Origin of the sequence: Streptomyces solicavernae, assembly GCF_029968095.1 — a bacterium.
GTDB classification, from domain to species: Bacteria; Actinomycetota; Actinomycetes; order Streptomycetales; family Streptomycetaceae; genus Streptomyces; species Streptomyces solicavernae.
Genome location: NZ_JASCIR010000013.1, coordinates 1 through 24,719, shown reverse-complemented (window position 1 = coordinate 24,719; position 24,719 = coordinate 1). Strand labels below are relative to the sequence as shown.

27 protein-coding genes and 2 pseudogenes are annotated in these 24,719 nt (G+C 73.1%); 13 read left to right on the top strand and 16 right to left on the bottom strand.

Features of this window, described 5'->3' with window-relative positions; translation table 11 throughout:
• Window positions 1-174: 174 nt before the first annotated feature.
• Both QIS99_RS16890 and QIS99_RS16885 read right to left on the bottom strand, forming a co-directional pair.
• On the bottom strand, window positions 175-486 hold the full coding sequence (locus QIS99_RS16890) for a DUF4873 domain-containing protein (RefSeq protein WP_282514223.1): 312 nt from the start codon (window positions 484-486) through the stop codon (window positions 175-177).
• Window positions 414-1,169: a TetR/AcrR family transcriptional regulator gene (locus QIS99_RS16885; protein WP_282514222.1), complete on the bottom strand. Its 756-nt coding sequence runs from the start codon at window positions 1,167-1,169 to the stop codon at window positions 414-416. Before QIS99_RS16885 ends, QIS99_RS16890 begins: the two co-directional genes overlap by 73 nt.
• Window positions 1,170-1,249: 80 nt before the next feature.
• Here QIS99_RS16885 and QIS99_RS16880 point away from each other — a divergent pair, with 80 nt between their 5' ends.
• Window positions 1,250-2,182 carry an AurF N-oxygenase family protein gene (locus tag QIS99_RS16880; RefSeq protein ID WP_282514220.1) on the top strand — a complete coding sequence of 311 codons (933 nt, stop codon included), beginning with the start codon at window positions 1,250-1,252 and terminating at the stop codon, window positions 2,180-2,182.
• 65 nt (window positions 2,183-2,247) lie between these two features.
• Here QIS99_RS16880 and QIS99_RS16875 read toward each other — a convergent pair whose 3' ends face one another.
• The 8 genes from QIS99_RS16875 to pcaH all read right to left on the bottom strand — a co-directional run bounded on the left by QIS99_RS16875 (window position 2,248) and on the right by pcaH (window position 11,591).
• Window positions 2,248-2,931 (bottom strand): TetR/AcrR family transcriptional regulator, encoded by a 684-nt coding sequence (locus QIS99_RS16875; RefSeq protein ID WP_282514219.1) that lies wholly within the window; start codon window positions 2,929-2,931, stop codon window positions 2,248-2,250.
• A gap of 69 nt (window positions 2,932-3,000) precedes the next feature.
• Window positions 3,001-4,830, bottom strand: a complete 1,830-nt coding sequence (locus tag QIS99_RS16870; RefSeq protein WP_282514218.1) for a bifunctional sugar phosphate isomerase/epimerase/4-hydroxyphenylpyruvate dioxygenase family protein — start codon at window positions 4,828-4,830, stop codon at window positions 3,001-3,003.
• Complete coding sequence (locus QIS99_RS16865) at window positions 4,823-5,695, bottom strand: shikimate dehydrogenase (protein WP_282514217.1); 873 nt, start codon at window positions 5,693-5,695, stop codon at window positions 4,823-4,825. The genes QIS99_RS16870 and QIS99_RS16865 overlap by 8 nt, the downstream gene beginning before the upstream one ends.
• Before the next feature lie 95 nt (window positions 5,696-5,790).
• Window positions 5,791-7,164: an MFS transporter gene (locus tag QIS99_RS16860; protein ID WP_282514216.1), complete on the bottom strand. Its 1,374-nt coding sequence runs from the start codon at window positions 7,162-7,164 to the stop codon at window positions 5,791-5,793.
• A 251-nt stretch (window positions 7,165-7,415) separates the two neighbouring features.
• Window positions 7,416-8,564, bottom strand: coding sequence for a bifunctional 3-oxoadipate enol-lactonase/4-carboxymuconolactone decarboxylase PcaDC (pcaDC, locus tag QIS99_RS16855; protein ID WP_282514215.1), 1,149 nt, complete (start codon window positions 8,562-8,564; stop codon window positions 7,416-7,418).
• Between the two features lie 210 nt (window positions 8,565-8,774).
• The gene (gene pcaB, locus QIS99_RS16850; protein WP_282514214.1) at window positions 8,775-10,142 is read right to left on the bottom strand and encodes a 3-carboxy-cis,cis-muconate cycloisomerase; all 1,368 of its coding nucleotides are present in this window, start codon (window positions 10,140-10,142) and stop codon (window positions 8,775-8,777) included.
• Complete coding sequence (pcaG, locus tag QIS99_RS16845) at window positions 10,139-10,735, bottom strand: protocatechuate 3,4-dioxygenase subunit alpha (RefSeq protein ID WP_282514212.1); 597 nt, start codon at window positions 10,733-10,735, stop codon at window positions 10,139-10,141. Before pcaG ends, pcaB begins: the two co-directional genes overlap by 4 nt.
• A gap of 1 nt (window position 10,736) precedes the next feature.
• Complete coding sequence (gene pcaH / locus QIS99_RS16840; RefSeq protein ID WP_282514211.1) at window positions 10,737-11,591, bottom strand: protocatechuate 3,4-dioxygenase subunit beta; 855 nt, start codon at window positions 11,589-11,591, stop codon at window positions 10,737-10,739.
• Between the two features lie 215 nt (window positions 11,592-11,806).
• On the opposite strand from pcaH, the gene QIS99_RS16835 reads away from it, so the two are divergent.
• Window positions 11,807-12,256, top strand: a complete 450-nt coding sequence (locus QIS99_RS16835; protein ID WP_282514210.1) for a MarR family winged helix-turn-helix transcriptional regulator — start codon at window positions 11,807-11,809, stop codon at window positions 12,254-12,256.
• 177 nt (window positions 12,257-12,433) lie between these two features.
• Here QIS99_RS16835 and QIS99_RS16830 read toward each other — a convergent pair whose 3' ends face one another.
• The 4 genes and pseudogenes from QIS99_RS16830 to QIS99_RS16815 all read right to left on the bottom strand — a co-directional run.
• Window positions 12,434-12,826, bottom strand: coding sequence for a VOC family protein (locus QIS99_RS16830; RefSeq protein ID WP_282514209.1), 393 nt, complete (start codon window positions 12,824-12,826; stop codon window positions 12,434-12,436).
• Window positions 12,823-13,125, bottom strand: coding sequence for an ArsR/SmtB family transcription factor (locus tag QIS99_RS16825; protein ID WP_282514207.1), 303 nt, complete (start codon window positions 13,123-13,125; stop codon window positions 12,823-12,825). The genes QIS99_RS16830 and QIS99_RS16825 overlap by 4 nt, the downstream gene beginning before the upstream one ends.
• A gap of 68 nt (window positions 13,126-13,193) precedes the next feature.
• Complete coding sequence (locus QIS99_RS16820; RefSeq protein ID WP_408909574.1) at window positions 13,194-14,462, bottom strand: YncE family protein; 1,269 nt, start codon at window positions 14,460-14,462, stop codon at window positions 13,194-13,196.
• 6 nt (window positions 14,463-14,468) lie between these two features.
• Window positions 14,469-15,065 (bottom strand): annotated as a pseudogene (locus QIS99_RS16815) (ankyrin repeat domain-containing protein); the annotation flags it as partial.
• Between the two features lie 302 nt (window positions 15,066-15,367).
• On the opposite strand from QIS99_RS16815, the gene QIS99_RS16810 reads away from it, so the two are divergent.
• From QIS99_RS16810 to QIS99_RS16765, 10 genes are all read left to right on the top strand, one after another.
• A complete protein-coding gene (locus tag QIS99_RS16810) occupies window positions 15,368-15,808 on the top strand; it encodes a hypothetical protein (protein WP_282514206.1) in 441 nt (146 codons plus the stop codon).
• 339 nt (window positions 15,809-16,147) lie between these two features.
• Entirely contained in the window at window positions 16,148-17,314 is a 1,167-nt protein-coding gene (locus QIS99_RS16805; protein WP_408909571.1) for a PLP-dependent cysteine synthase family protein, read from the top strand.
• On the top strand, window positions 17,311-18,600 hold the full coding sequence (locus QIS99_RS16800) for an MFS transporter (RefSeq protein ID WP_282514204.1): 1,290 nt from the start codon (window positions 17,311-17,313) through the stop codon (window positions 18,598-18,600). Before QIS99_RS16805 ends, QIS99_RS16800 begins: the two co-directional genes overlap by 4 nt.
• A gap of 233 nt (window positions 18,601-18,833) precedes the next feature.
• Window positions 18,834-19,958 (top strand): LLM class flavin-dependent oxidoreductase, encoded by a 1,125-nt coding sequence (locus QIS99_RS16795; protein ID WP_282514203.1) that lies wholly within the window; start codon window positions 18,834-18,836, stop codon window positions 19,956-19,958.
• Window positions 19,955-20,566, top strand: a complete 612-nt coding sequence (locus QIS99_RS16790; protein WP_282514202.1) for a CE1759 family FMN reductase — start codon at window positions 19,955-19,957, stop codon at window positions 20,564-20,566. Before QIS99_RS16795 ends, QIS99_RS16790 begins: the two co-directional genes overlap by 4 nt.
• 33 nt (window positions 20,567-20,599) lie before the next feature.
• On the top strand, window positions 20,600-21,031 hold the full coding sequence (locus QIS99_RS16785; RefSeq protein WP_282514201.1) for a tetratricopeptide repeat protein: 432 nt from the start codon (window positions 20,600-20,602) through the stop codon (window positions 21,029-21,031).
• 256 nt (window positions 21,032-21,287) lie between these two features.
• Window positions 21,288-21,704, top strand: a complete 417-nt coding sequence (locus tag QIS99_RS16780; RefSeq protein ID WP_282514200.1) for an N-acetyltransferase — start codon at window positions 21,288-21,290, stop codon at window positions 21,702-21,704.
• 171 nt (window positions 21,705-21,875) lie between these two features.
• Window positions 21,876-22,202: a plasmid stabilization protein gene (locus tag QIS99_RS16775; RefSeq protein WP_282514199.1), complete on the top strand. Its 327-nt coding sequence runs from the start codon at window positions 21,876-21,878 to the stop codon at window positions 22,200-22,202.
• Between the two features lie 99 nt (window positions 22,203-22,301).
• Window positions 22,302-22,493 carry a hypothetical protein gene (locus tag QIS99_RS16770; RefSeq protein ID WP_282514198.1) on the top strand — a complete coding sequence of 64 codons (192 nt, stop codon included), beginning with the start codon at window positions 22,302-22,304 and terminating at the stop codon, window positions 22,491-22,493.
• Between the two features lie 51 nt (window positions 22,494-22,544).
• Entirely contained in the window at window positions 22,545-22,811 is a 267-nt protein-coding gene (locus tag QIS99_RS16765; RefSeq protein WP_282514197.1) for a hypothetical protein, read from the top strand.
• A 126-nt stretch (window positions 22,812-22,937) separates the two neighbouring features.
• Here QIS99_RS16765 and QIS99_RS16760 read toward each other — a convergent pair whose 3' ends face one another.
• Window positions 22,938-23,741, bottom strand: coding sequence for a sugar phosphate isomerase/epimerase family protein (locus tag QIS99_RS16760; RefSeq protein ID WP_282514391.1), 804 nt, complete (start codon window positions 23,739-23,741; stop codon window positions 22,938-22,940).
• Window positions 23,738-23,866: a hypothetical protein gene (locus tag QIS99_RS16755; protein ID WP_282514404.1), complete on the bottom strand. Its 129-nt coding sequence runs from the start codon at window positions 23,864-23,866 to the stop codon at window positions 23,738-23,740. Before QIS99_RS16755 ends, QIS99_RS16760 begins: the two co-directional genes overlap by 4 nt.
• Between QIS99_RS16755 and QIS99_RS16750 the strand changes: the two are divergent.
• Window positions 23,865-24,377 (top strand): annotated as a pseudogene (locus tag QIS99_RS16750) (LacI family DNA-binding transcriptional regulator); the annotation flags it as partial. The gene QIS99_RS16755 and the pseudogene QIS99_RS16750 overlap by 2 nt on opposite strands.
• Between the last annotated feature and the right edge of the window lie 342 nt (window positions 24,378-24,719).

Sequence of the window (24,719 nt, the reverse complement as noted above, 5' to 3'; positions counted from 1 at the left end):
GCGGCGCTTGTCCGGGGCTTGTGCGGGTCGGCTCGGGCGGCCGCGGGGCGGCAGCTCGCCGCAGATCCGTTCGTTGCGCGGTAGGCAGTCGTCCGGGGCGCGGTCACCTGTCCACTGCAGCGTGGGGGCGGGGCGCGTCCTGGTGGCCCGTGCGGGTCACCCTGGGGCCGGGGGTCACTCCCGGGGCAGGGTCCGGTCCACCGCGAACGGCGGCGTGCTCGTGCCCGCGATCCGGTACCGGTCCCACGGGTCGGGATCCGTGAGTTCGCCCCGCGCCTCGCCCTGCGGGGTGCGGAGGACGGCCTCCGCCCGCTTCCCGCCGAGCCGCGCGACCAGCTCCACGTCGGCGGCGATCCGCCCGTACCAGTGGTACCGGCCGTCGATGGGCTGGAAATGTCCGCGCAGGGTGACCTCTACGGGGTGCTCCTCGCCGTCGAGGACGAGAGTGGCGGCTCCGGCGTAACCGTCGTCGGTGGGCTGTGCCATGTCGGTGCTCCTCCTGCGCTGTGCGGGTCGATGTGTACGCCGTGCCGGGCGAGGTGGCCGTCGATGGCCGCCCAGGCGACGGGGGTGAGGAAGTCGACGATCTCGGCGCGGGTCAGGGACGGGGTCCGCAGCCACCACTCGGCGGTGTGGTGGACCAGGCCGACGACGGCGTGGGCGAGCGGTGCGGAGTCGCGGGCGTCCAGGCCGAGGGCGGGCAGCCGCTCGTCGAGGATCCGGCCGAGCGCGGCGGCGGCGAGCTCCTTCCCGGCGCGCACGGCGGAGCCCTCCGCAAGCGGGCCCTCGGGGATGGTGCGGTTCACCAGGCGGTAGAGGTTGGGGTGTTGGCCGAGTACGGAGAAGAACGCGTCGAGCGCGGCGCGCACTTGGGCGACCGGGGCGAGCGAGACGTCGAGGGCGGGCATCAGGCGCTCGACGAACAGCGTGGTGGCGCGTGCGTGCAGGGCTTCGAGCAGGTCGGTCTTGCCGCTGAACTGCCGGTACAGGACGGGTTTGCTGACGCCGGCCTCGGCCGCGACCTGGTCGACCCGCAGCCGGGGGCCGTGCCGGTCGAGGGCGCGCAGGGCGGCGTCGACGAACTCCTCGCGGCGCGCGGCCCGGTGGGACCGCCACCGTTCGCTGCGTCCGTCGGCCGACCGTCCTGGTTCCCCACCCTTGACTGCCACCCGGCACACGCTACATGCTACCCGGGGTAACCGTTACCTCTAAGTAACAGTTTCTCGGCACTGCGAGGAGTGAGCCGCACATGGCCCGTGCACTGCCCCGTAACACGTCAACCGCCAAGCAGCGCCCGGCCGTTCCGGACCGGGAGAAGACCGCCGCACGGCTGCTCGCCTCGTCGGCGAAGAAGTTCTACGACCCCTCGGTCGACATCGACTGGGACGCACCGCTCTCGGACGACAAGCAGTACCTGCTGCCGCACCGCGTCTCCCTCTACGGCACCCCGCTGTGGCAGCGGATGAGCGAGGAGCAGCGGCGCGAGCTCGGCAGGCACGAGATGGCCACGATCGCCAGTGTCGGCCTGTGGTTTGAGATCCTGCTGATGCAGATGCTGCTGAAGGTGGCGTACGACGGCGACCCGACGCGGCGGCACACGCAGTACGCGCTGACCGAGGTCGCCGAGGAGTGCCGGCACGTCACGATGTTCGCGCGGCTCGTGGAGCGCATCGACTGCCCGGCGTACGGCCCGCCGGAGTATCTGCGCCGGCTCGCCAAGGTCCTGCCGACGATCGCGTACGGCCCGGCGATGTACGGCTCGATCCTGGTCGCCGAGGAGGTCCTGGACAAGTTGCAGCGGGAGATGGCGGGCGACGACTCCGTACAGCCGCTGATGCGGATGGTCAACCGCATCCACGTCATGGAGGAGGCCCGGCACGTCACGTTCGCGCGTGAGGAAGTCCTGCGCGGCGTACCGGAGTTGGGCCGGGCCGAGCTGCGCTACCAGCAGTTCATGATCGCCCTGGTGTCGTTCTTCATCTCCCGCAGCCTGATCCACCCCAAGGCGTACGCGGCGGTCGGCCTCGACCCCAGGACGGCCTGGCGCACCGCGCACGCCAACCCGCACTACCGCCGGACGCTGCGGTACGGCGGCGAGCGCATCATGCCGTTCCTTGCGGACGCGGGCCTGGTCGGCGGCCCGGGGATGCGGCTGTGGCGGAAGGCCCATCTGCTGCCGTGAGGCGGGCGGCCGCGGGCGCGCCCCGGCCCCCTCAGCGGTCGGTCGCCCTCAGCGGTCGGTCGCAGTCAGCGGTCGGTCGCCGTCAGGTACGCGATCACCATGTCGGAGAGCATCGTGCGGTAGTGGTCCCGGCTGTCGGGCGCCGTCAGGTCGCGGCCGAACAGGGCGTGGAACGTGTGCCGGTTGGCGACCCGGAAGAAGCAGAACGAGCTGATCATCGCGTGCAGGTCGACGGCGTCCACGTCCGCCGTGAACGCGCCCTGCGCGCGGCCCTCGTCGAGGATGCGCGAAATCACCTCGATCGCGGGCGAGTTGAGGGCGCCGAGGCTCGGGGCGGCGGCGATGTGCTCAGCCTCGTGGATGTTCTCGATGGAGACGAGGCGGATGAAGTCGGGGTGCGCCTCGTGGTGGTCGAAGGTCAGCTCGGCCAGCCTGCGGATCGCGGGGACCGGCTCCAGGCCCTCGACGTCCAGCTGCTGCTCCTGCCTGCGGATGCCCGCGTACGCCCGTTCCAGGACGGCCGTGAACAGCTGCTCCTTGCTGCCGAAGTAGTAGTAGATCATCCGCTTGGTGGTCTTGATGCGGGCGGCGATCTCGTCGACCCGGGCGCCGGTGAAGCCGAGCCGCGCGAACTCCTCCGTGGCCACGTCGAGGATCTCCGCCTGTGTGCGCGCCTTGTCGCGCGTGCGCCTGCCGTTGCCGGACGCGGGGTCCTGCGACGGTGCGGTCGGCGGGGGTACGGCGGCCATGCGGCTCCTCGCTACGGGCGGTCCGGGCCGGTCAGTGTATCTCCGGGGCCCGGACCGCCCGTCGCGGTCTCACGGGCGGTGCTGATGGGCGTACTGGGCGGCGAGCCTGATGCCCGCGTTCAGCGCGCCGTAGCCCTGGTGGCCGCCGGTGCGCTGGACCAGCTCGAAGAAGACGCGGCCTACGGTCGCGGTGTAGCAGTGCAGGAACTCGCCGTGCTCGTCGCGGTCGTACAGGACGCCCGACTCCCGCAGCGCGTCCAGGAGGCGGGGGTCGAGGTCGTGGCGGGCGGCCAGGTCGTCGTAGTAGTTGGCGGGGATGGGCAGGAGGGCGGCGCCGCGGGCGCGGGCCTCGCGGGCGGCGGCGATCACGTCGTCCGTGGCGAGCGCGATGTGCTGCAGCATCTGGCCGTCGGCGCCCGGGCCCGGCGCCACGTTCAGGGCCAGCCGCACCCCGCCGCCGGGTGCTGCGACGGCCCTGCTGCGGAACAGGCCGTACGGGTCGGCCAGGTCGAGGCTCTCGTGCACGGTGAGGCCGAGCACGCCCCGGTGGAACAGCACCGCCTCGTCGAACTGGTGCCAGGGCTGGGTGAGGGCGACGTGGTCGATGCGCTCGACGTGCCCCGCCTGGTGCCGGGTGGCCGGGGCGGGCTCGAAGTCGCCGGTCCAGCTGGGGTGGTCGGGCCGGCCGGTGCGGCAGAAGAACAGCTCGGTGCCGTCGGGTGCGGCGACCGCGTCGAGGGGCGCGTCGACGGGGGCGCGGCGGCGCGGTACGACGGGCGCGAGCAGGGCCTCGGCGCGGTGTGCGGCCTGCGCCGGGTCGGGGGTCTCCAGGCCGACGGCGGCCAGGGCGGGCCCGTAACGCCGGGACCCGGCACCGGAGTTGAGCAGAATCCGCGCCGCCCCCTGCTCCCACAGCTCGACCGGTTTGGAGGTGTGCCGGCCGGTGCGGGCGAAGCCGAGCGCGTCGAGGACGGCGCGTACGGGTTCGGTGTCGGGCGTGGCCAGTTCGGCGAAGGCGAAACCGGTGGGCAGGGACGGGGCGGGCGGCTCGGAAAGCCCGGCGGACTCCTCCAGGACGAGCAGGGAGCGCAGCGCGTCGACGGCGGTCCGGGCGGCGTCGGCCTGCCGGAACACGTCGTTGAACACTTCGAGGGAGAGCGGCCCGTCGTAGCCCGTCCGGGCCGCGGCCTGCACGACGGAGGCGACGTCGAGGCCGCCCTGGCCGGGGAAGCAGCGGTGGTGGCGGCTCCACTGCAGGACGTCCATGGCCATCTTCGGGGCGTCCGCGAGCTGCAGGAAGAAGATCTTCTCGCCGGGGATGGCGGCGATGCCGGAGACCTCGCTGCCGCGCGACAGGATGTGGAAGGAGTCCAGGCAGGTGCCGAGCGCCGGGTGGCCGGCCTGCTCGACGATGCGCCAGGCGTGGTCGTACGTGTCGACGTGCCGCCCCCAGGCCAGGGCCTCGTACGCGATCCGGATGCCGTGCTCCTGGGCGCGGCCGGCGAGGCGGTGCAGCTGTTCGGCGGCGAGGGCGTCGTCGTCCAGGGCGCGCGGGTCGACGCTGGAGCAGACGAGCAGCAGGTCGGCGCCGAGCCGCCGCATCACGTCGAACTTCCGCTCCGCGCGCCGCAGATTGCGTACGAAGACGTCCTCGGGCACGGCCTCGACGTCGCGCATCGGCTGGTAGAGGTCGATGGCGAGGCCGAGGTCGGCGCAGCGGGCGCGGATCTCCTCGGGACTGAGGACCGTGCCCAGCAGGTCGTTCTCGAAGATCTCGACGCCGTCGAAACCGGCCGCGGCGATGGCGGTGAGCTTCTCGGAGAGCGGACCGCTGAGGGAGACGGTGGCGATGGACTTGCGGGCGCCGAGCCGCGCGGCGGAGGGCTGCGGGTCAGCCATGGCGGCCGCCCAGGGAGGCCGGGGCGGCGAGTTCCGCGAAGTCCGCGAGCATCGCGTCGCTGTGCGGTTCGAGGCCGGTGAACAGGCGGAAGGCGTCGGCGGCCTGGAAGACGGCCATGCCGCCGCCGTCGAGGGTACGGCAGCCCAACTCGGCTGCGGTGTCGAGGAGTTGGGTGCGCAGTGGCCGGTAGACGACCTCGGCGACCCAGAGTCGGGGGTGGAGCAGTCCGGCGGGGAGCGGGAGTCCGGGGTGGGCGGCCATGCCGGTGGGGGTGGCGTGCACGAGGCCGTCGGCGGTGCTGACGTCGGCGGGCCGGCCGGTGTCCGCGCGGCCCGCGCCGAAGCGGGCGGTGAGCGCGTCGGCCAGGGCGGCGGCGCGCGCGGGGTCGGTGTCGCAGACGGTGAGCCGGTCGACGCCGAGGGTGAGCAGGGCGTGCGCGACGGCGGCGCCGGCTCCGCCCGCGCCGAGCTGGACGACGTGACCGGTGGGCACGTCGGGCAGTCCGCGCGCGAAGGCCTTGGCGAAGCCGGTGACGTCGGTGTTGTGCCCGACGGCGCGCCCGTCGCGCAGGACGACGGTGTTGACGGCGCCCAACTCGGCTGCTTCCGGGGCGAGTTCGTCGAGGTGCTCGATGACGAGCTGCTTGCAGGGGTGGGTGATGTTCAGCCCGTCGAAGCCGAGGAGGCGGGCGGCCCGCAGCAGCTCGCCCACCTCCTCGGGCGGGGTGCCGAGCACGTCGAGGTCGAGCGTGCGGTACAGCAGCGGGACGCCGTGCCGGACCGCCTCGCGTTCGTGCAGGGCGGGACTGAGCGAGGGCCCGATACCGGAGCCGATCAGGCCGGTGAGGTACGAGGAGGAGGGCACGGGGTGCCTTTCTGCTGGTGTGACTTCCGGTGGGGTGACTTCCGGGGGTGACTTCCGGCGGGTGACTTCCGGCGGAGGGGACGAAGGAGCCGCGCTCAGACCGCAGCCGACTGCTTCGCGGCCCCCGGCCGCCCCGCCGCCTCCTCCGGCCGCAGCCCGAGTTCAGCCGTCGGCACCTTGTGCGTCTCCCGGCCGGTGGCCACCGCGACGGCACAGATCACGCACACGACCGCGGAGAACACCGCAACCCCCATCCAGTTGGCCCCGTCGCCCCCGGCGATCCGCTCCGCGATGGTCACCGCGAACCCGGCGACGGCAAAGCCGATCTGCGTGCCGACGGCCATGCCCGAGAGCCGGACGCTCGCCGGGAACATCTCGCCGTAGAAGGAGGGCCAGATGCCGTTGGCCGCGCTGTAGACGACACCGAAGAAGAGCACGCCGACGGCGAAGACCAGCGGGTAGCTGCCGAGGGAGATCGCCCACAGGTAGACGAAGATCAGCACGGCGCAGCCGAGCGCGCCGAAGAGGAAGACCGGCTTGCGGCCGATCCGGTCGGAGAGCTTGGCCCAGAGCGGGATGGCGAGCAGCGCGACGGCGTTGGCGCAGCCGTTGACCCAGAGCATGCCGGTCTTGTCGAGTCCGACGGCGTCGCTGGTGGCGTACGCGAGGGCCCAGACGGAGAAGATCGTGCTGACCGTGGCGATCAGGGCCGCGCAGATCACGCGCAGGACGCTCGCCCAGTGGTTCACGAGCAGCTCGGCGAGCGGCATCTTCGCGACGGCCGCGTGGGCGCTGGCCTCCTGGAACACCGGCGTCTCGTCCAGGGTGCGGCGGATGACGTACCCGATGACGGCGACGACCGCGCTCAGCAGGAACGGGATGCGCCAGCCCCAGGTGTACAGCTGCTCGTCGGGCAGCGCGGCGACCGGGATGAAGGCGAGGGTGGCGAGGATCTGGCCGGCCTGGGTGCCGTTGAGCGTGAAGCTGGTGTAGTAGCCGCGGCGGTGTTCCGGGGCGTGTTCCAGGGTCATGGCGTTGGCGCTGGCCTGCTCGCCGGCCGCGGAGAGGCCCTGCAGGACGCGCATCAGGACGAGCAGCACGGGGGCGACCGTCCCGGCCTGGGCGTACGTGGGCAGGCAGCCGATCAGGAACGTGGACAGGCCCATCAGGACGAGCGTCCAGACCATGATCGTACGGCGGCCGACACGGTCGCCGATGTGGCCGAGGACGAGGGCGCCGACGGGGCGGGCGGCGTAGGCGACGCCGAAGGTCGCGAGCGAGATCAGGGTGGCGGTGGCCGGGTCGTCCGGGTTGAAGAAGACCTTCGGGAAGACCAGGGCGGCGGCGCTGCCGTAGATAAAAAAGTCGTAGTACTCAAGGGCGCTGCCGATCCAGGCGGCGAAGGCGGCCTTGCGGGGTTTGCCCGTGGGCGGGGCGGGCGGCACCTGGGCGGCTTCCGGGTGGGACACGGGGGCTCCTCGGGGGGAGAGGCAGGGAACGGGGGCGGCGGCTCGCAAAGTCGCGGCGCCCGGGGAGTCTGCGGGAAGGCGGGTGCTGTCTGAAGTGTGCGACGACACCGTGAACACCTGCAGTTAACGCACTAGATAGTTAATTAACTTGGCTGTGATGCTGCCCGGACCTCCGGTTGGTGTCAAGGGGTCCGGGGAGACTCCGTGGAGGCTCCCCGGGAATCCGTCCGCACCGGAGGACCGGGCTCGGCTCAGCGGGTCTCCGGGCCGTCCTCCGCGAGGACGCGCTGGGCGACGGCGAGCGCGGCGTTGGCGGCGGGCACACCCACGTACACGCCGCTCTGCAGCAGTACGGCGCCGATCTCCTCGGGGCTGAGCCCGTTGCGTACGGCGGCGCGTACGTGCAGGGCCAGCTCGTCGAGGTGGTTGTGGGCGACGAGGGCGGTGAGCGTGACGAGGCTGCGGTCGCGGCGGCTGAGGGTGGGGTCGGTCCAGATCTCGCCCCAGGCGTAGCGGGCGATGAAGTCCTGGAAGCCCGCGGTGAGCCGGGTGGTGCGTTCCTGGGCGCGGTCGACGTGCGCGTCGCCGAGCACTGCGCGGCGCACGGTCATGCCCCGGCCGGGTCCGGGGGCCCCGAGGTGGTCACGCAGGGCGGCGAGGACGGCGTCGGGTTGTTCGGCGGGGGCGAGGTGTGAGGTGTGCGCGAGCTCGGTGAGCCGGGCGCCGGGCACGGCGTCGGCGATCTCGCGCGCGTGCGCGGGGGGCGTGGCGGGGTCCTCGCGCCCGGCGACGACCAGCGTGGGCGCGGTGACGGAGGGCAGGTCGGGGCGCAGGTCGCAGGCGGCGAGCGCGTCGCAGCAGGCGGCGTACGCCTGCGGGTCGGTGTGCCGCAGATCGTCGACGAGCGTGTGCCCGAGCCGCCCGTCCTCCCCGTCCAGGAACCCGGGCGTGAACCACCGCCCCGGCGCCCCTTCGACGACGGCGCTCATCCCCGACTCCCTTACCCGGGAGGCCCGTTCACGCCACGGCTCGGGCCGCCCGAAGTGCGCGGAGGAGCAGACGACGGCGAGCCGGTCGACCCGCTCGGGGTGGTGCGCGGCCAGCCAGAGGCCGACGGCTCCGCCGAGTGAGACGCCCGCGTAGTGGAAGCGGTCGAGGCCGAGGCGGTCGGCCAGGTCGAGGACGAGGGCCCCGAGTCCGGCGACGGTGGCACCGGGACCGATGAGGTCGACGGGCGACTGGCCGTGCCCCGGCAGGTCCCACCGGACGGTACGGAACGCCGAGCTCAGCTCGGGCGCGACGGCGTCCCACAGGGCCGTGGACGTGCCGAGGGAGGGGCCGAGGAGGAGCGCGGGGGCGGTCGGGGGGCCGGCGGAGTGGTGGTGCAGCGTGTCGTTCATGGCTGGCTCATTCGGTGCAGGGTCATTCGGTGCGGGCTCATTCGGTGGTGGCTCATTCGGGGCAGGGTCATTCGGTGCGGGCTCATTCAGTGGTGGCTCATTCGGGGCAGGGTCATTCGGTGCGGGCTCATTCAGTGGTGGCTCATTCGGGGCAGGGTCATTCGGTGCGGGCTCATTTGTTGCAGGCTCGCTCGTTGCTGACGCGGAGGCTCAGCGCCGGGTGAGGGCGCGGTCGGTGAGCGCCGCCGCGGCGCCGGTGTAGTGGGTGGGGTCGGTCAGGTCGGCCAGGTCGAGGGCGGCCACAGCCTCCTCGTCGAGCCCTTCGGCGTACAGCAGATCGGCCCAACTGAACTGCGCTGCAAGGCCGTTGGCCGACGCCTTGGTCAGGAGCCGCTTGGCCCGGGTCCGGCCCAGCGGCCCGGAGAGGGCTGCGGCCAGGCGTTCGGTCACGATTCTGCCGCCCGTGAGGTCCAGGTGGGCCCGCATCCGGCCGGGGAACACCCGAAGCCCGGCGGCGAGTTCCGCGGCGTCACGCGCGGCTCCGCCCACCGTACGCAGCAGCTCCCGCAGCGTCTCCCACTCGGCGTGCCAGGCCCCGGCGGGCCGCTCGTCCTCCGCCGCCACGCTGCCGTACAACGTGGCCGCGAGGGCCGGGGCGCGGCGGGCCGCGGCGGCGATCAGCGTGGACCGGACCGGGTTGGCCTTGTGCGGCATGGCCGACGAGCCTCCCCCGCCACCCTCGGCGAGCTCGCCGATCTCGGTACGGGAGAGGACGAGCACATCGGCGGCCACCTTGCCGAGCGCACCCGCCGCGAACGCGAGCGCACCGGCCAGGTCGGCGACCGGGGTGCGCAGGGTATGCCAGGGCAACTGCGGGTCGGCCAGGCCGAGTTGACGTGCGTACGCGGAGGGGAGCCGCAGGTCGGGCTCCTCCCCCGGCCCGGCGAAGGCCCCGAACGCGGCCAACGTTCCCGCCGCACCGCCGAGTTGGGCGGGCAGGCTCGCGCGCACGGCGGCGAGGCGGTCCCGGGCGTCGAGGATCAGGGCACGCCAGCCCGCCGCCTTCAGACCGAAGGTCGTGGGCACGGCGTGCTGGGTGAGCGTGCGGCCCGGCATCGGGGTGGCGCGGTGGGTGGCGGCTAGACGGCCCAACCCCTGTGCTGTGCTGTCGAGTTCGGGCACGAGCAGGTCAAGGACGCGGGACGCGACCAGCATCGCCGCCGAGTCCAGGATGTCCTGGCTGGTCGCCCCCCGGTGCACGTACTCCTTCGCATCCTCCGGCACGGCGGCCGTCAGGTCCGCGACCAGCGGGATCACCGGGTTGCCGCCCGCTCGGGCCCGCACCGCGAGGTCGCGGACGTCGAACCGCTCGGCCCGCGCGGCATCGGCGACGGCGTCCGCCGCCCGCTGCGGGGCCAGGCCGAGCTCGGCCTGCGCGCGCGTGAGGGCCGCCTCCGCGTCCAGCATGGCCTGCAGGAACTCCCGGTCCCCGGTGGCGAGTTCGGCGGGCGCGGCGACCCGCCCGGGTGCGAGCAACCCGACGTCGTACGCGGCGGCCCAGGTGTTCTCGTACGTCACGAGAACTCCAGGAACACCGTCTCGTCCGGCCCCTGGAGGCGCAGGTCGAAGCGGTGCGTGGCGTGGGGTCCGGGGGTGGCGATGAGGGTGGTGCGGCGCTCCGGCGGCAGGGCGGCGAGCAGCGGGTCGGCCGCGGCGGACGCCGGGTCCCCGTTCGGCACGTACACGCGCGTGAACAGGTGGTGAGTGAGGCCGCGGGCGAAGACGCAGACGCTCAGGTGCGGGGCGTGGCCGCCGCGGGCGCCGGGGCGCAGGGTGCGGATCGCCCAGTGGCCGTCGGCGTCGGTGGCGACGCGCACGAAGCCGGTGAAGTCCACGCCGTTACGGCCGAGGAAGCCGCCGGTGACCGGGTCACGCCGCAACGATCCGCCCTGTTGCGGGAGTTGACCCTCCGCGTCCGGGCCCCAGAACTCCAGGAGCGCGTCCGGCACAGGGGCGCCCGCGCCGTCCAGGACCCGGCCGTGCACGGTGATCGTGTCGGGGTGGGCGTGCGGGGCTGCGTCGGGGCCGCCGGGGAAGGGCAGGGCGTAGCCGTAGAACGGGCCGATGGTGTGCGACGGGGTGGGCGGGGTGGGCGGGGTCTGGGGGCTCATGTCAGCGTCCCTCCTCGATCCAGGTGGCGGCGGGGCCGTCGAGCACGATGTCCCAGCGGTAGCCGAGGGACCACTCGGGCCTGGACAGATCGTGGTCGTAGGCGGCGACGAGGCGGGCGCGGGCGGCCTCGTCGGTGACGGACTGCAGGATCGGGTCGTACGCGAAGAGCGGGTCGCCCGGGAAGTACATCTGGGTGACGAGGCGCTGTGTGAAGGCCGTGCCGAACAGCGAGAAGTGGATGTGCGCGGGCCGCCAGGCATTGGCGTGGTTGCGCCACGGGTAGGCGCCGGGCTTGACGGTGGTGAAGCTGTACGAGCCGTCGTCGCCGGTCAACACCCGCCCCACGCCGGTGAAGTTGGGGTCGAGGGGTGCGGGGTGCTGGTCGCGCTGGTGGGCGTAGCGGCCGGAGGCGTTGGCCTGCCAGAGCTCGATCAGCTGGCCGCGCACGGGCCGCCCGTCCCGGTCGAGGAGCCGGCCGCTGACGGTGATGCGCTCGCCGAGCGGCTCGCCCTGGTGTTGGCGGGTGAGGTCGCTGTCGAGTTCGGTGACGTCGGTCCGGCCGAAGGCGGGCGAGGAGAGTTCCACGGCCTCCGGGTCGAGCCGGGTGTCGATGGCGACGGGCGGCTGCGTGGGGTGGCGCAGGATGCTGGAGCGGTAGGGGGCGTAGTCGCGCGGCGGGTGGTGGCGGGGCTCGGCGCCCCCGGCGAGGTCCTTCTCGTACGCCTGGCGCTCGCGCGCGATCTGCCGGTCGATGTCGGCCTGCGTCAACTCCCGTTGTACGGGAGCCTGTTCGGGCAGCGGAGCGGCGGGGCTCCGGGTGGTCTCGGGTGGGGTCTCGGGTGTGACCTCGGGCATGGACCTCAACTCCTAGCGTTCGCGTACGAGGGCGAGGCCCCGGCGCGCGCCCGGGGGCCGGCTCCGCCTCATCATTTAATCAGTGCACTGACTATCTCCGTATGAGTCGGAAGCGTGGCATCATGTGTGACCGCAGTCAAGACCCTCAGTACAAGGAGCATTTCCGGTACGAGGAGTTACGAGAAGTTACGAGGAGTCCCGACGGAAGGACGCACGTGCCCGCGCTCGACCTCAGCACCCACCCCGGGCATCTGGCCCGCCGACTGCAGCAGGCGCACACGCTGCTGTGGCACACGGTCGTCTCGGAGGACGTCACCTCGCCGCAGTTCGCGGTGCTCAACGCGCTGGTCGGCGAGGGCGGCATGGACCAGCGCTCGGTGGGCGAGCGGGTGGGGCTCGACCGCTCCACGGTCGCCGAGGTGATCCGCCGCCTGGCCGACCGGGGCCTGCTCGACAAGGTCCGCGACCCGAAGGACGGCCGCCGGTCGGTCCTGCACACCACGGACGAGGGCCGCCGGGTCCACCGCCGCCTCGCACCCCGCACGGCCCGCATGAACCAGATCTTCCTGGGCCCGCTGGACGCCGGGGAGCAGGCGACGTTCCTGGAACTGCTGCGCCGGGTCGCGGACGCGGTGGAGGGGCTGCGGGGCGGGGAGCGGGGTTAGTGATGCGGTTGCAGTATTAGGGCCTGCCCGGCGGATCTTCGCGGAACAGGCCCAGGGTGCGCCTCCCCGAGGAGGGCGGTTCTTACGGGCCGGGTTCCGCACCGTCGCCCCGGGCAGCGCCTGAGACCCGGGCAGCGCCTGAGACCCGGGCAGCGCCCGATCGCCCTCCGGGCTCAGTCACTCCGGCTGCGTGGCGATCTGGATCAAGTTCCCGCACGTGTCGTCGAAGACGGCCGTCGTGACCGGGCCCATCTCCACCGGCTCCTGGGTGAAGTGGACGCCGAGGGCCGTCAGGCGGTCGTACTCCGCCCGTACGTCGGCGACGGCGAACTGGGCGATCGGGATGCCGTCCGCGACCAGCGCGTCGCGGTAGGGCTTCACGGCCGGGTGGCCCGCCGGCTCCAGGAGGAGTTCCGTACCGCCCGGCTCCTCGGGCGAGACGACGGTCAGCCAGCGGTCCTGCGCGCCGACCGGGACATCGTGCTTCTTCACGAAGCCCAGGGTCTCGGTGTAGAAGCGCTCGGCCTTCGCCTGGTCGTCGACGAAGACGCTGGTCAGGTGGATCTTCATGGGGTGCTCTCCTCCGGTCGGGAAGGGTCGGGCACGGGCCAGCGGTCGGTGATCTGCCGCAGCGGGGCCGTGTTCAGATCGTGGTACTTGTAGCGGCCCTCCCGCCTGGTCTCGACGAGCCCCGCGGACTCAAGCACGGCGAGGTGCTGGGAGACCGCCTGGCGCGAGAGGCCGAGCCGGTGCTTCATGCTCAGGCGCCCGCAGATCTCGAACAGTGTCTGCCCTGAGCGGTCCGCGAGCTCGTCGAGGATCGTGCGGCGGGTGGGGTCGGCCAAGGCTTTGAAGAGTTCTTCGGCCATGCCCCCACCATAGGCAAGTGACGACTTGCCTATCAAGCCCGGCCGGCCCCACGGGCACCCCGTACGCATCACAGCACGGCGATGCCCAACGGCCGCTCCCCCGCCGTCAGCCGGGACGTCCTGCCGCTCTCCACGTCGACGATCGTGAGGCCGTGCCAGTACCCGGCGCGCGTGAAGCCGCCGCTGACGTAGGCCGTGCGGCCGTCCGGGGAGACGGCGACGTCCTCGTGCGGCCCGGCCAGCGGGATCACCCGCTCCTTGCCGTCCTTCGTGCGGATCGTGAGGGACGGGTCCTCGTCGGACGAGCCGATGGGGCCGGTGCCGACGACGAACAGGGTGCCGTCCTCGGTGATCGTGGCGCCGTGCTGATGCGTGTTCGCGGTCATCCGCTCGACGCGGGACGCGCCGGTGCGCGGGTCGACCACGACGAGCCGCTCCCCCTCGAACGGGAAAAGGAGCTTCCCGTCGGCGGGCCGTACGACCGCGTAGTGCGGCTTCAGCCAGGAGCCGAGGCCGCCCTCGGTGCCGTACGGGGCGACCTCGATGCGGCGCGGCTCGCCTTCGCCGTCGGCGGGCACCACGGTCACGTCGAAGGAGTCGTGGTTCGTGGCGTACACCTCGCGGCCGTCCCGGGAGACGTCCACGTCGAAGGGGCGGCGGCCCACCGGAGCGGTGTCGGTCACCTTGCGGCTGCGGGTGTCGATCGTCTCCAACACCCCGTTGCCACCGGGGACGTTGACACCCACGTACACGTGCTCCCCGTCCGGCGCGAGCGCGATACCCATGCCGCCGCCGCGGTACTCCCCCGTCGCCGGAGGCCCGGACTCCGTCTCGTACGGGACGACTGCCTGCCGCTCGCGGGTGCGGGTGTCGACGACGGCGACACCCTCGGCGGTCGCCACCCACGCCCGGCCGTCCTCGCCGACGACAAGCCCGTACGGCGCGGTGCCCACCTCGACCGAGTCGACCGGGCCCTTCTTCGGGTCCACGAACGTCACGGTGTCGGAGCCGAAGTCGGCGACGAGGAGGGTGCCTTCGGGGGTGCGGCCCGCGGGCTCGGCGCCGGGGGCGGCCTTCGCGGGCTCGTCGCCCTCGCCCGGCCCCGCGGCCTGCGGGGTGCTGCACCCGGCGAGCAGCGCGACGGCCGCGGCCGCTACGACGAGGCCGGTACGGCGGACGCGGCGGGCGGGGGCCGTGGGGCTGGTTCGGCTGGTACGGCTGGTACGGCTGGTACGGCTGGTACGGCTGGTACGCGTACGGCTCGTCGGACCGCTCGTCGGACCGCTCGTCGGACCGCTCGTCGGACCGCTCGTGGGACGGCTCGTCGGACGGCTCATCGGGACGGCCCTCAGCAGACCCGCGATCCGGTCGAAGCCGCGTCGCTCGGCGTGTTCCAGGGCGGTGACGCCGTCGCCGTCCGGGAGCCCGGGCGTGGCGCCCGCCGTGATCAGCAGCTCCACGATCTCCTCGTGGTCCCGGCCCCCGTCGCCGAGGATCACGGCCTCCAACAGGGCGGTCCAGCCGAGGTGGTTGACGTGGTCGACGTCGATGTCGGTCTCGCGGAGGAGGGCCCGTACGTACTCGACGTGGCCGCGTTCGGCGGCGGGGATCAGCGCGATGCCGCCGAAGCGGTTGCGCAGGGTCAGGTCGGCACCGGCCGGGAGCAGCAACCGCATCATGGCGACACTGCCGGTGACTCCGGTGACCAGCCACGGGCTGTCGTCGCGGGCGTCCTGCGCGTTCGGGTCGGCACCGGCGGCGAGCAGCGCGCGGGCCGCCTCGACGTGGTCGGCGCTCGCGGCGAGCAGCAGGGCGGTGCGGCCCTGGGCGTCGCGGGCCTCCACGTGGGCGCCGGCGGCGAGGGCGGCCCGTACGCCTTCGGGGTCGCCCTGGGTGGCGGCGCGCAGCAGGGCGCCGTCCTGCTCGGTCGTTCTGGTCACTGTCGTCCACGCTCCTCGGTCCTGTCTGCCCTCCCATCCTGCGGGCGCGCGGGCCGCGGAGCCGTCGCCGTACCGGCTGAGGGAAGCGGGCACAACGGGGGACGGGCGGGTCGTCCGATCGGTGGATGCGAGGGGTGCGGGACTGTGCCTGTGCGCTGACAGAGAGGCACGTAATCAGGGGCATGGTGTCGTACGGAATGAGCCACGCGTCCGCGTCCCGTTCGGTGCGGGTACGGCCAATTCCCGCCACACGCATCCCATTTGATCGCGGAATTCCTGCGGCCTGCCGTTACGATCACCGCATGCCCACCGCCTCCCGGAGTTCCGCGCCGCCACAGGCCCGCCCGCAAAGGGCGGGCCTGTGGCGGGTTCTCTGGCTGGCCGCCGTGCTGCTCGGAGTGCTCTACACGCACGGCGCGAGCGGCGAGATCGTCGCCGAGCACGTCTCTCCCCTGACCACCGGAGCCGTTGCCTCCGCGCCGCCCCTCGACGGCGTCCCGGCCGCGCAGGCAGTCGAGCGGGTGAAGCCGCCGGGCCACCACGGCGGGGGCTCGGCGGAGCACGCCGCCCAGGACTGCGCCTCGGGCCAGCCGCAGGAGGCGGCCGCGCCGGCCCCGCCCGCCCTGTCGCCGCTGGACCGCACGCCCCACCACCTGGGCCCGCTGCACGCCGCCGTGAACTCCCTTTCCGCGCACGCCGATCCGCCGACCGCCGGACGAGATCCGGCCGCGCTGCGCATGTAGGCCGAAGGCCGAACCTTTTCGAACGTGCACGTGGTCCGTACGGATCGCGCCGCATTCCGTACTCGCGCCATCCGGCCGAGTTTCCGCGCGCCTTTTCGCCGCACCGCCCTGCGCCGATTCCACGCGCGTCTCTCTTCTCGTTCGACTCGTTCATCTCGTTCATCTCGTTCATCTCGTTCATCTCGTTCATCTCGTTCATCTCGTTCGTCGGCATTCACGGAGAACCCGTACGGAGATCCCGTAAGCGATCCCGCACAGAGATCCGCACGGAGATCCCGCACGCAAATCCCGTACGTAAATCCCTCGCGGAATGCCGACCGGCTCAGTGAAAGAGCAGCCTTGAACATTCCACTCACAACCACGCACCCTCCCCTCGGCCGCACCGGCCAGGGACTCGCCGCGCTCGTCGGCCACACTCCCGTCCTGCGGATCGCCGAACCGCTGGCCCCGCCGGGGCGCGGTTTCTGGGCGAAGCTGGAGGGGTTCAACCCGGGCGGCATGAAGGACCGGCCCGCCCTGCACATGGTCGAACGGGCCCGCGCCCGCGGCGAGTTGGCGCCCGGCGCCCGGATCGTCGAGTCCACCAGCGGCACCCTCGGCCTGGGCCTCGCGCTCGCGGCGCGGGCGTACGGGCATCCGCTGACCCTCGTCACCGACCCGGGCCTCGAACCGTCCATGACCCGGCTGCTCGGCGCGTACGGCGCCCGGATCGACGTCGTGCCCGAGCCGGACCCCGTCGGCGGCTGGCAGCAGGCGCGGCGCGACCGGGTGGCCCGGCTGCTGCGCGAGGAGCCCGGCGCGTGGTGCCCCGACCAGTACAACAACCCCGACAACACCGCCGCGTACACCCCGCTGGCGCTCGAACTCGCCGCGCAGCTCGGGCAGGTGGACGTGCTGGTGTGCAGCGTCGGCACCGGCGGGCACTCGGCGGGGATCGCCCGGGTGCTGCGCGCGCTGCACCCCGGGATCGAGGTGGTCGGCGTGGACACGGTCGGCTCGACGATCTTCGGGCAACCGGCCAGGCCCCGCCTGATGCGCGGCCTGGGGTCGAGCATCCACCCGCGGAATGTGGCGTACGGGCAGTTCACCGAGGTGCATTGGGTGGCGCCCGCCGAGGCCGTGTGGACCTGTCGGCGGCTCGCCGCGTCGCACTGTGCGACGGGCGGCTGGAGCGTCGGCGCCGTCGCGCTCGTCGCGGGCTGGCTCGCCGCCCACCGGCCCCCGGACACGCGGATCGCCGCGGTCTTCCCGGACGGCCCGCAGCGCTACCTCGGCACGGTGTACGACGACGCGTACTGCGCCAGGAACGGCCTCCTCGACGCTCCGCCGGGCGCCGAGCCGGATGTGCTCGGCCGGCCCGACGAGAAGGAGGTCACCCGGTGGACGCGGTGCACGACCGTCGTCGACCCCCGCACCGACACTACGGGCGGCACAGGCGGCACAGGCGGCACCGACGGCACGGGTGGCACGGCTGGCACGAACGGCTTCGCAGGGGGCGTGCGGTGAAGGGGACGCTCGCGCAGGTGCGCTCGCACGACCGCGCCGTACAACTCCTGATGGTCAATCAGTTCACCATCAACCTCGGCTTCTACATGCTGATGCCGTACCTCGCCGCGCATCTCTCCGGCACGCTCGGCCTCGCCGGGTGGGTCGTCGGGCTCGTGCTCGGCGTGCGGAACTTCAGCCAGCAGGGCATGTTCCTGGTCGGCGGGACGCTCGCGGACCGGATCGGCTACAAGCCGCTGATCGTCGCGGGCTGCGCCCTGCGCACCCTCGGCTTCGCGACGCTCGCCCTGGTCGACTCGCTGCCCGCGCTGCTCGCCGCGTCGGCGGCGACCGGGCTGGCCGGGGCGCTGTTCAACCCGGCTGTGCGGGCGTATCTGGCGGCGGGCGCCGGGGAGCGCAGGGTGGAGGCGTTCGCGCTGTTCAACGTCTTCTACCAGGCGGGCATCCTGCTCGGCCCGCTGGTCGGCATGGTGCTCACGGGGGTGGACTTCCGGGTGACGTGCCTGGTGTCGGCGGGGATCTTCGCGGTGCTCAGCGTGGTGCAGATCCGCGCGCTGCCGGCCCGCCGCGGGGCCACGAAAACGGGCGACGGGAGCACGGAGGGCGTGCTCGCGCAGTGGCGCTCGATCCTGGCCAACCGGCCGTTCCTGCTGTTCTCGGCGGCGATGACCGGCTCGTACGTGCTGTCGTTCCAGGTGTATCTGGCGCTGCCGCTGGAGGTGCGACGGCTCGGCGGGGACGGGGGTGCCGGGACGGCCGCGGTGGCGCTGCTGTTCGCGGTGTCCGGTCTGAGCACGGTCCTCGGGCAGACCCGGGTGACCGCCTGGTGCAAGGCCCGCATGGCGCCGGGGCGGGCGCTCACGTGCGGGCTCGCGGTGCTGGGGTGCGCGTTCCTGCCGCTGCTCGCCGCGTCGGCGCTTCCCGTGCCGGACCGGGGGGCGGGGCTGTGGCTGCTCGCGGCCGGGCCGCCCGCGCTCGCCGCGCTGCTGCTCGCGCTCGGCACGATGATCGCGTACCCCTTCGAGATGGACACCCTCGTGCGGCTCTCCGGCGACCGGCTCGTCGCCACGCACTACGGCCTCTACAACACCGTCTGCGGCATCGGCATCACCCTCGGCAACCTGCTCACCGGCGCCGCCCTCGACGCGGCGCGGGCCGCGGGCCTTGCGGCGCTGCCGTGGTGCGCGCTGCTCGCCGTCGGCCTGGGCTGTGCGGCCGCGGTGTACGGCCTGCACCGCTCGGGACGGCTCGCGGAGCGGGCGCCGCAGGCGGTGGCGGCGGTCTGAGCTCCCCTGCTACGGGCGGCCTGAGCTCCGCTGCTACGGGCGGCCGGTGTCCGTCGGCCAGAGCGCCGCGGACACCGGCGCGGGGGCCGCGCCGCGGGCGGATGGTTCACTTGTCGGCCCTGACGCGGCCTCTCACCTGCGCTTCCCCGCCCGCCCCCGGCCCGGGAATATCCCCGCCACCTGCTACGCTCAAGGTGTTAGTTGAATCGTAAACTAATACGGAGGTGGCTCCCATGCAGTTCGGGATCTTCACTGTCGGCGACGTCACGCAGGACCCGACCACGGGCCGCACGCCGACCGAGCGCGAGCGGATCAAGGCCATGGTCGCCATCGCGCGGAAGGCCGAGGAGGTCGGCCTCGACGTCTTCGCGACCGGCGAGCACCACAACCCGCCGTTCGTGCCGTCGTCCCCGACCACGATGCTGGGGTACGTCGCGGCGCAGACCGAGAAGCTGATCCTCTCCACCTCCACCACCCTCATCACCACCAACGACCCGGTGAAGATCGCGGAGGACTTCGCGATGCTCCAGCACCTCGCCGACGGACGCGTGGACGTGATGACGGGACGCGGCAACACCGGCCCCGTCTACCCCTGGTTCGGCAAGGACATCCGGCAGGGCATCCCGCTCGCCATCGAGAACTACGCACTCCTGCGCCGTCTGTGGCGCGAGGAGACGGTGAACTGGGAGGGCAAGTTCCGCACGCCGCTGCAGGGCTTCACGTCCACGCCGCGCCCCCTCGACGACGTACCGCCGTTCGTCTGGCACGGCTCCATCCGCTCGCCGGAGATCGCGGAGCAGGCCGCGTACTACGGGGACGGGTTCTTCCACAACAACATCTTCTGGCCGGCCGACCACACCAAGAAGATGATCGAGCTCTACCGCACGCGGTACGCGCACCACGGCCACGGCACCCCCGAGCAGGCGATCGTCGGCCTCGGCGGCCAGGTGTTCATGCGGCACAACTCCCAGGACGCGGTACGGGAGTTCCGCCCGTACTTCGACAACGCGCCGGTGTACGGGCACGGGCCGAGCCTGGAGGACTTCACCCGGCAGACGCCGCTGACCGTGGGCTCCCCGCAGCAGGTGATCGAACGGACCCTGTCCTTCCGGGAGTACGCGGGCGACTACCAGCGCCAGCTGTTCCTGATGGACCACGCGGGCCTGCCGCTGAAGACCGTCCTGGAGCAGCTCGACCTGCTCGGCGAGGAGGTCGTGCCGGTGCTGCGCGAGGAGTTCGCCAAGCTGCGGCCGGCGGGGGTGCCGGACGCGCCGACGCACGCCTCGCTGCTCGCCGCCAAGGAAGTCGCAAAGGACGTCGCAAAGGACGTCACAGAAGAAGGAGTGACCGTCGCATGAAGCTGACCGTCGTATCGGCCGGGCTGAGCGTCCCGTCGTCGACCCGGCTGCTCGCGGACCGGCTGACGGCTGCCGTGCAGGCACAGGCGCAGGGTCCCGTGGACGTGCGCGTCGTCGAGGTGCGGGAGCTCGCTGTGGAGATCGCGCAGAACTTCACCAGCGGCTTCCCGGGCCGCGCCCTGTCCGAGGCCCTGGACGCGGTGGCGTCGGCTGACGGCCTGATCGTGGTCACGCCGGTGTTCTCCGCCTCGTACAGCGGACTGTTCAAGTCGTTCTTCGACCTGCTCGACAAGGACGCGCTCGGCGGCAAGCCGGTGCTGCTCGCCGCGACCGGGGGCAGTGCCCGGCACTCGCTCGTCCTGGAGCACGCGCTGCGCCCGCTCTTCGCGTATCTGCGGGCCCTGACCGTGCCGACCGCGGTGTACGCCGCCTCCGAGGACTGGGGCGCGGCCGGTCTCGACGGCCGGATCGAGCGGGCGGCGGGCGAGCTGGCCGGCCTGATGACGGGCGCCGCCCTGCACCACGCGCCGCGCGCGGGCGGCACACCGGGCGACGACTTCACCGTCGTGCCGTTCGAGGAGCAACTCGCCGCGCTTCAGGCGGAGTAGCGGACAGTCACAACGCACAGGAAGGGATGTGCCATGACCGACAGGTTCGACAGCGTGCGCCCCGACGGCCGGGCGACCGAGGACCGCTGGGCCGGCGCGCTGCACCTCTTCGACGACGGGCCCGAGGGCGCCGTCGCCCGCGAGGAGTCCCCGGTCGAGCGCTGGGAGCGCGCCGGGCTGCTGTTCGGCGAGAAGCGGTACGGGGCCGCCGCGCGGCTGCTCGCCGAGGTCGTCGAGGAGTTCCCGGAGCACACCGCCGCCCGGATGCTGCTGGCCCGCGCGTACTACCACTCGGCCCAACTCGGCCGCGCGGAGGCCGAGTTGCGTGAGCTGGTCGAGCGGGACCCGGTGGACGCGTACGCCCATCTGCTGCTCGGCCGCACCCTGGAGCGGCAGAGCCGGAAGGAGGAGGCGGCGCCGTGGCTGCGGATGGCGCGGGCGTTCTCGGCGGCGGAGGACGACTAGGAGGCGTCTCCCCGAGCGGGAGGGCGCTCCAGCGATTTCTACAAGCGTGTCGAACAGCACTTCCGCAAGCCTTGCCCGGCGGGGCCTCCACGCGCGTAGGGTGCCGGATGACACCGCTTCGCACTGGAGGCCCCGTGGGTACGAGGTTGACGAGGCTTCGTACGCAGCGTGCGGGGCGTACGGGGTATGCAGGGCGTGCAGGGCGCACGGCGCGTACTGGGCGTGCTGGGCGTGCTGGGCGTGCTGGGCGTGCGAGATGAGCGGGCTGCGTGAGCGGCTGCACCGGCGCTTCTGGCCCGCGCACGCCCCCGCCTGCGGGACGGTGCACTTCCGGCTCGCCCTGACCGACGGCGCCCCGGCCGGGCCGCGCGTGCTCACGTTCCTCGACGCGGACGAACGGACCGTGGGGCAGCTCGACCACCAGACGTGCGCGGCCTGTGCCGCCGTGTTCGTCGCCAACATCGCCGTCGCCACGCACTGGCAGGGCCGCGGCGTCGGCCGCGAGGCGCTCACCTTGGTCGCCGACCGGGCGCCCGGCTACCGCTGGTCCACGTCACGGCAGTCCGCCGAGGGCCGTGGCTTCTTCGCCGCGCTGGCCGAGGAAACGGGCATCGAGTTCGTCGAACGCGGCAGCCGCTGCCCGCACATGACGGGCGCCGCGCCCCCGCACTGAGGCGCCGTTCAGCTGCGCGTTTGCCGCCGTGGACATCGAAGCGCACAGTGGGAGCCGTCGGGCCGTACGCGCACGGTCCGTGCCGGTTCGGCCGGCGCCCGAGGGGTACTCGGCGCAGCGGACACCTTCCGTCACCGGCCCCCGTGACCACGTACGACCAGGAGGGCCGAGATGCCTGCCGGATCGAGCGCGAAACGCGAGCGACAGTACGAGCACGTCAAGGAAGGCGCCAAGGAGCGCGGAGTCTCAAAGCAGCGGGCCGAGGAGATCGCCGCCCGGACGGTGAACAAGGAACGTGCCCGCGCGGGCGAGTCCCGTACCGCGAGCCGGACCTCGACGAAGGACCCCAAGTCCGCCCCGGAGCGCGGCGGGCAGCGCTCGCACTCCGGAGCGCAGGGACCCACCAAGGACCAGCTGTACGCGGAGGCCCAGAAGAAGAACATCGAGGGCCGCTCCACCATGAACAAGCAGGAACTCCGCCGCGCGCTGGGGCGCTGACCCCCGCGATACGCGCGGCGCGGCCGCGAGCGAGGCGGCCGCGAGCAAGACGGCCGCGAGCAAGGCAGCCGCGAGCAAGGCAAGGGAGCCGGAAGCACGATGGGAAACCAGATGGACGTCGTCCGGGCGAAGCTCGCCCGGATCATGGCGGCGAAGAAGCAGACCGACGGCGTCGCCCTCCACCGGGAGGAGCTCAAGGAGGAGGGGCGCCGGGAGTCGGAGGCCGCGCGCCGGGCCGAGGAGGCGGCGAAGGCCGCGAAGGCCGCCCGCCGGGAGGCCAGGCGCCACTGACCCGACCCCGACCGCAGGCGGCCGACCGCCGGAACGTGAAGGGAGCGCACCATGCCCGACGACCGGGAGCCCGCGCAGACCTCGACCCGCAAGCCCGACGCCGTACCCCACGACCCGCAGGACCAGCAGGCGAGCCCCGACGACACCGGGAGCGAGGACCACTGGGACGTCCCGACACCGGGCACCGGACCGGACGAGGGCGGTTCCGAGACGGCGCAAGGCGATGTGCCGGAGACCGACGAGGCGGGCACCGGCCGCAGAGGCGAACAGCAGAACCGCCCCTCGACCCAGCCGGAACCTCAGGAACCGTCCGGCTGACCGGAGCGCCGTGCCCTGCCCCCCCCCGCGTGCCGCAGCCACCGCAGATAGCACTCGGCGTACGTCACCCCGCCGGTGTCGTGGTGGGTCACCGGCCGGACGTCGGCAGCCGCCCGGCCCGGTGCCTCACCCCCCTGCTGCCGGAGCCGCCGCAGCCGCAGCCGCAGCCCGGAGTGTCCCGGCCGCCACCTCCAGACCCTCAAGGCGGCCCAGCTCCGCGTCCTCGTGCTCGATGTTCACGGCCATGTCCGGGTCGACCCTCGCGAGCGCGGCCAGGAAGTCGCGCCAGTACGACGTGTCGTGGCCGCGGCCGACCGCCACGAAGTCCCAACTCGACTCCGTGGGCCAGTCGTTGAGGGTCCAGGGGCCGCCCAGGGAGAGGGGGCTCCGCGTGACCCGGGTGAAGCGGTCGTCGAGCACGCCGTCGACGCGGCAGCGCGGGTTGAGCCGGGTGTCCTTGGCCGCCGCGTGGAACACCAGCGGGCCCAGGTCCTCGACGGCCGCCACCGGGTCGATGCCCTGCCAGAACAGGTGGCTCGGGTCGAGTTCCGCGCCGATGTGGCGGGCCTCGGTGCGCTCGACCAGGCGCCTGAGCGTGGCCGGGTTGAAGACCAGGTTGTGCGGGTGCATCTCGATGCACACCCCGACTCCGTGCCGGGCCGCCAGCTGCTCGACGTCCCGCCAGAACGGCACCGCCACCCGGTCCCACTGGTACTCCAGGGAGTCCAGGTACGCGCTGTGCCACGGGTTGACGTTCCAGGCCGGCACCCGTCCCCCGGGTTCCGCGGCGGGCAGTCCGGACATCGTGACCACGCGCCGTACGCCGAGCAGACCCGCCACCTCGATCGCGCGCCGCAGATCCGCCGCGTGCCGTGGCCCGGCCTCGGGGTGCGGGTCAAGCGGGTTGCCGTTGACGTTGAGCCCGGTCAGCTCGACGCCGGCCGCCGCGAAGGGCTCCAGGTACGCCTCGGGTCGACGGCCGGGTTGTTCTCCTCGCAGAAGTCGTCCGGGTGCGCCTCCAGGTTGAGGGCGATGCCCTCACGCTCGTAGCTCATGGACCACCTGGCCGAGCTCGGGCACCGCCGGATCGTGCACATCGACGGCGGCCGCGAACCGGGTTCCGCCGAGCGCCGCCGCGCGTACCGCGCCTCGATGCGCCGCCTGGGTCTGCAGGAGGAGTCCCGGGTGGTGCCCGGCCAGCACAGCGAAGCGGCCGGTGTCCGGGCGGGCCGCCTGCTCATCGCCGAGCGCGAGCGGGGCACACCGCTGCCGACCGCCGTGTTCGCCTCCAACGACCGGTGCGCGATGGGCCTGTTGATGGCGTTCGCGCGCGGCGGGGTGGACGTGCCGCGCGAGGTCTCGGTGGTCGGGTACGACGACAGCCATCTCTCGCACCTGATGCCGGTCGCCCTCACGACGGTCCGCCAGGACGCCGGGCTCGTGGCCGGGCAGGCGGTCCGCTTCGCGGTGGAGCGCCTTGAGGACCAGTCGCTCGACCCGAGGGAGGCCGTGATCGAACCGAAGCTGGTCGTACGGGACACGAGCGGGGCGCCGCCGATGGAATGAGCCGGGGCAGCTCCTGGAGTCGGTCGACCCGCTCGGCGACCTGGGTGTGCTGGGGGCGCAGGGCGTCGAGGACGTCCGCGGCTGGTCCCCATGGTCGCCCTCGTCGCCGGGGGCGCCCGTGCCGCTGTACGTCGCGGGTGTTCCAGGGCGTGTCCCGGGGCCCGTCGGGCGGATGGGGGCGTCCTGGAACGCCCAGCGGGGCAGATGAGCCGACGTGCAGGGGACGTGACGAACGCGGGCCTGCCGTAGATGCCGTGGTACGGCTCCGGGGGCACCGCGTCCGGGGCGGAGGGGGTGGGGGGGGGGGGGGGGGCGGGTCCCGAACGCGTAGTGGTCGCTCGT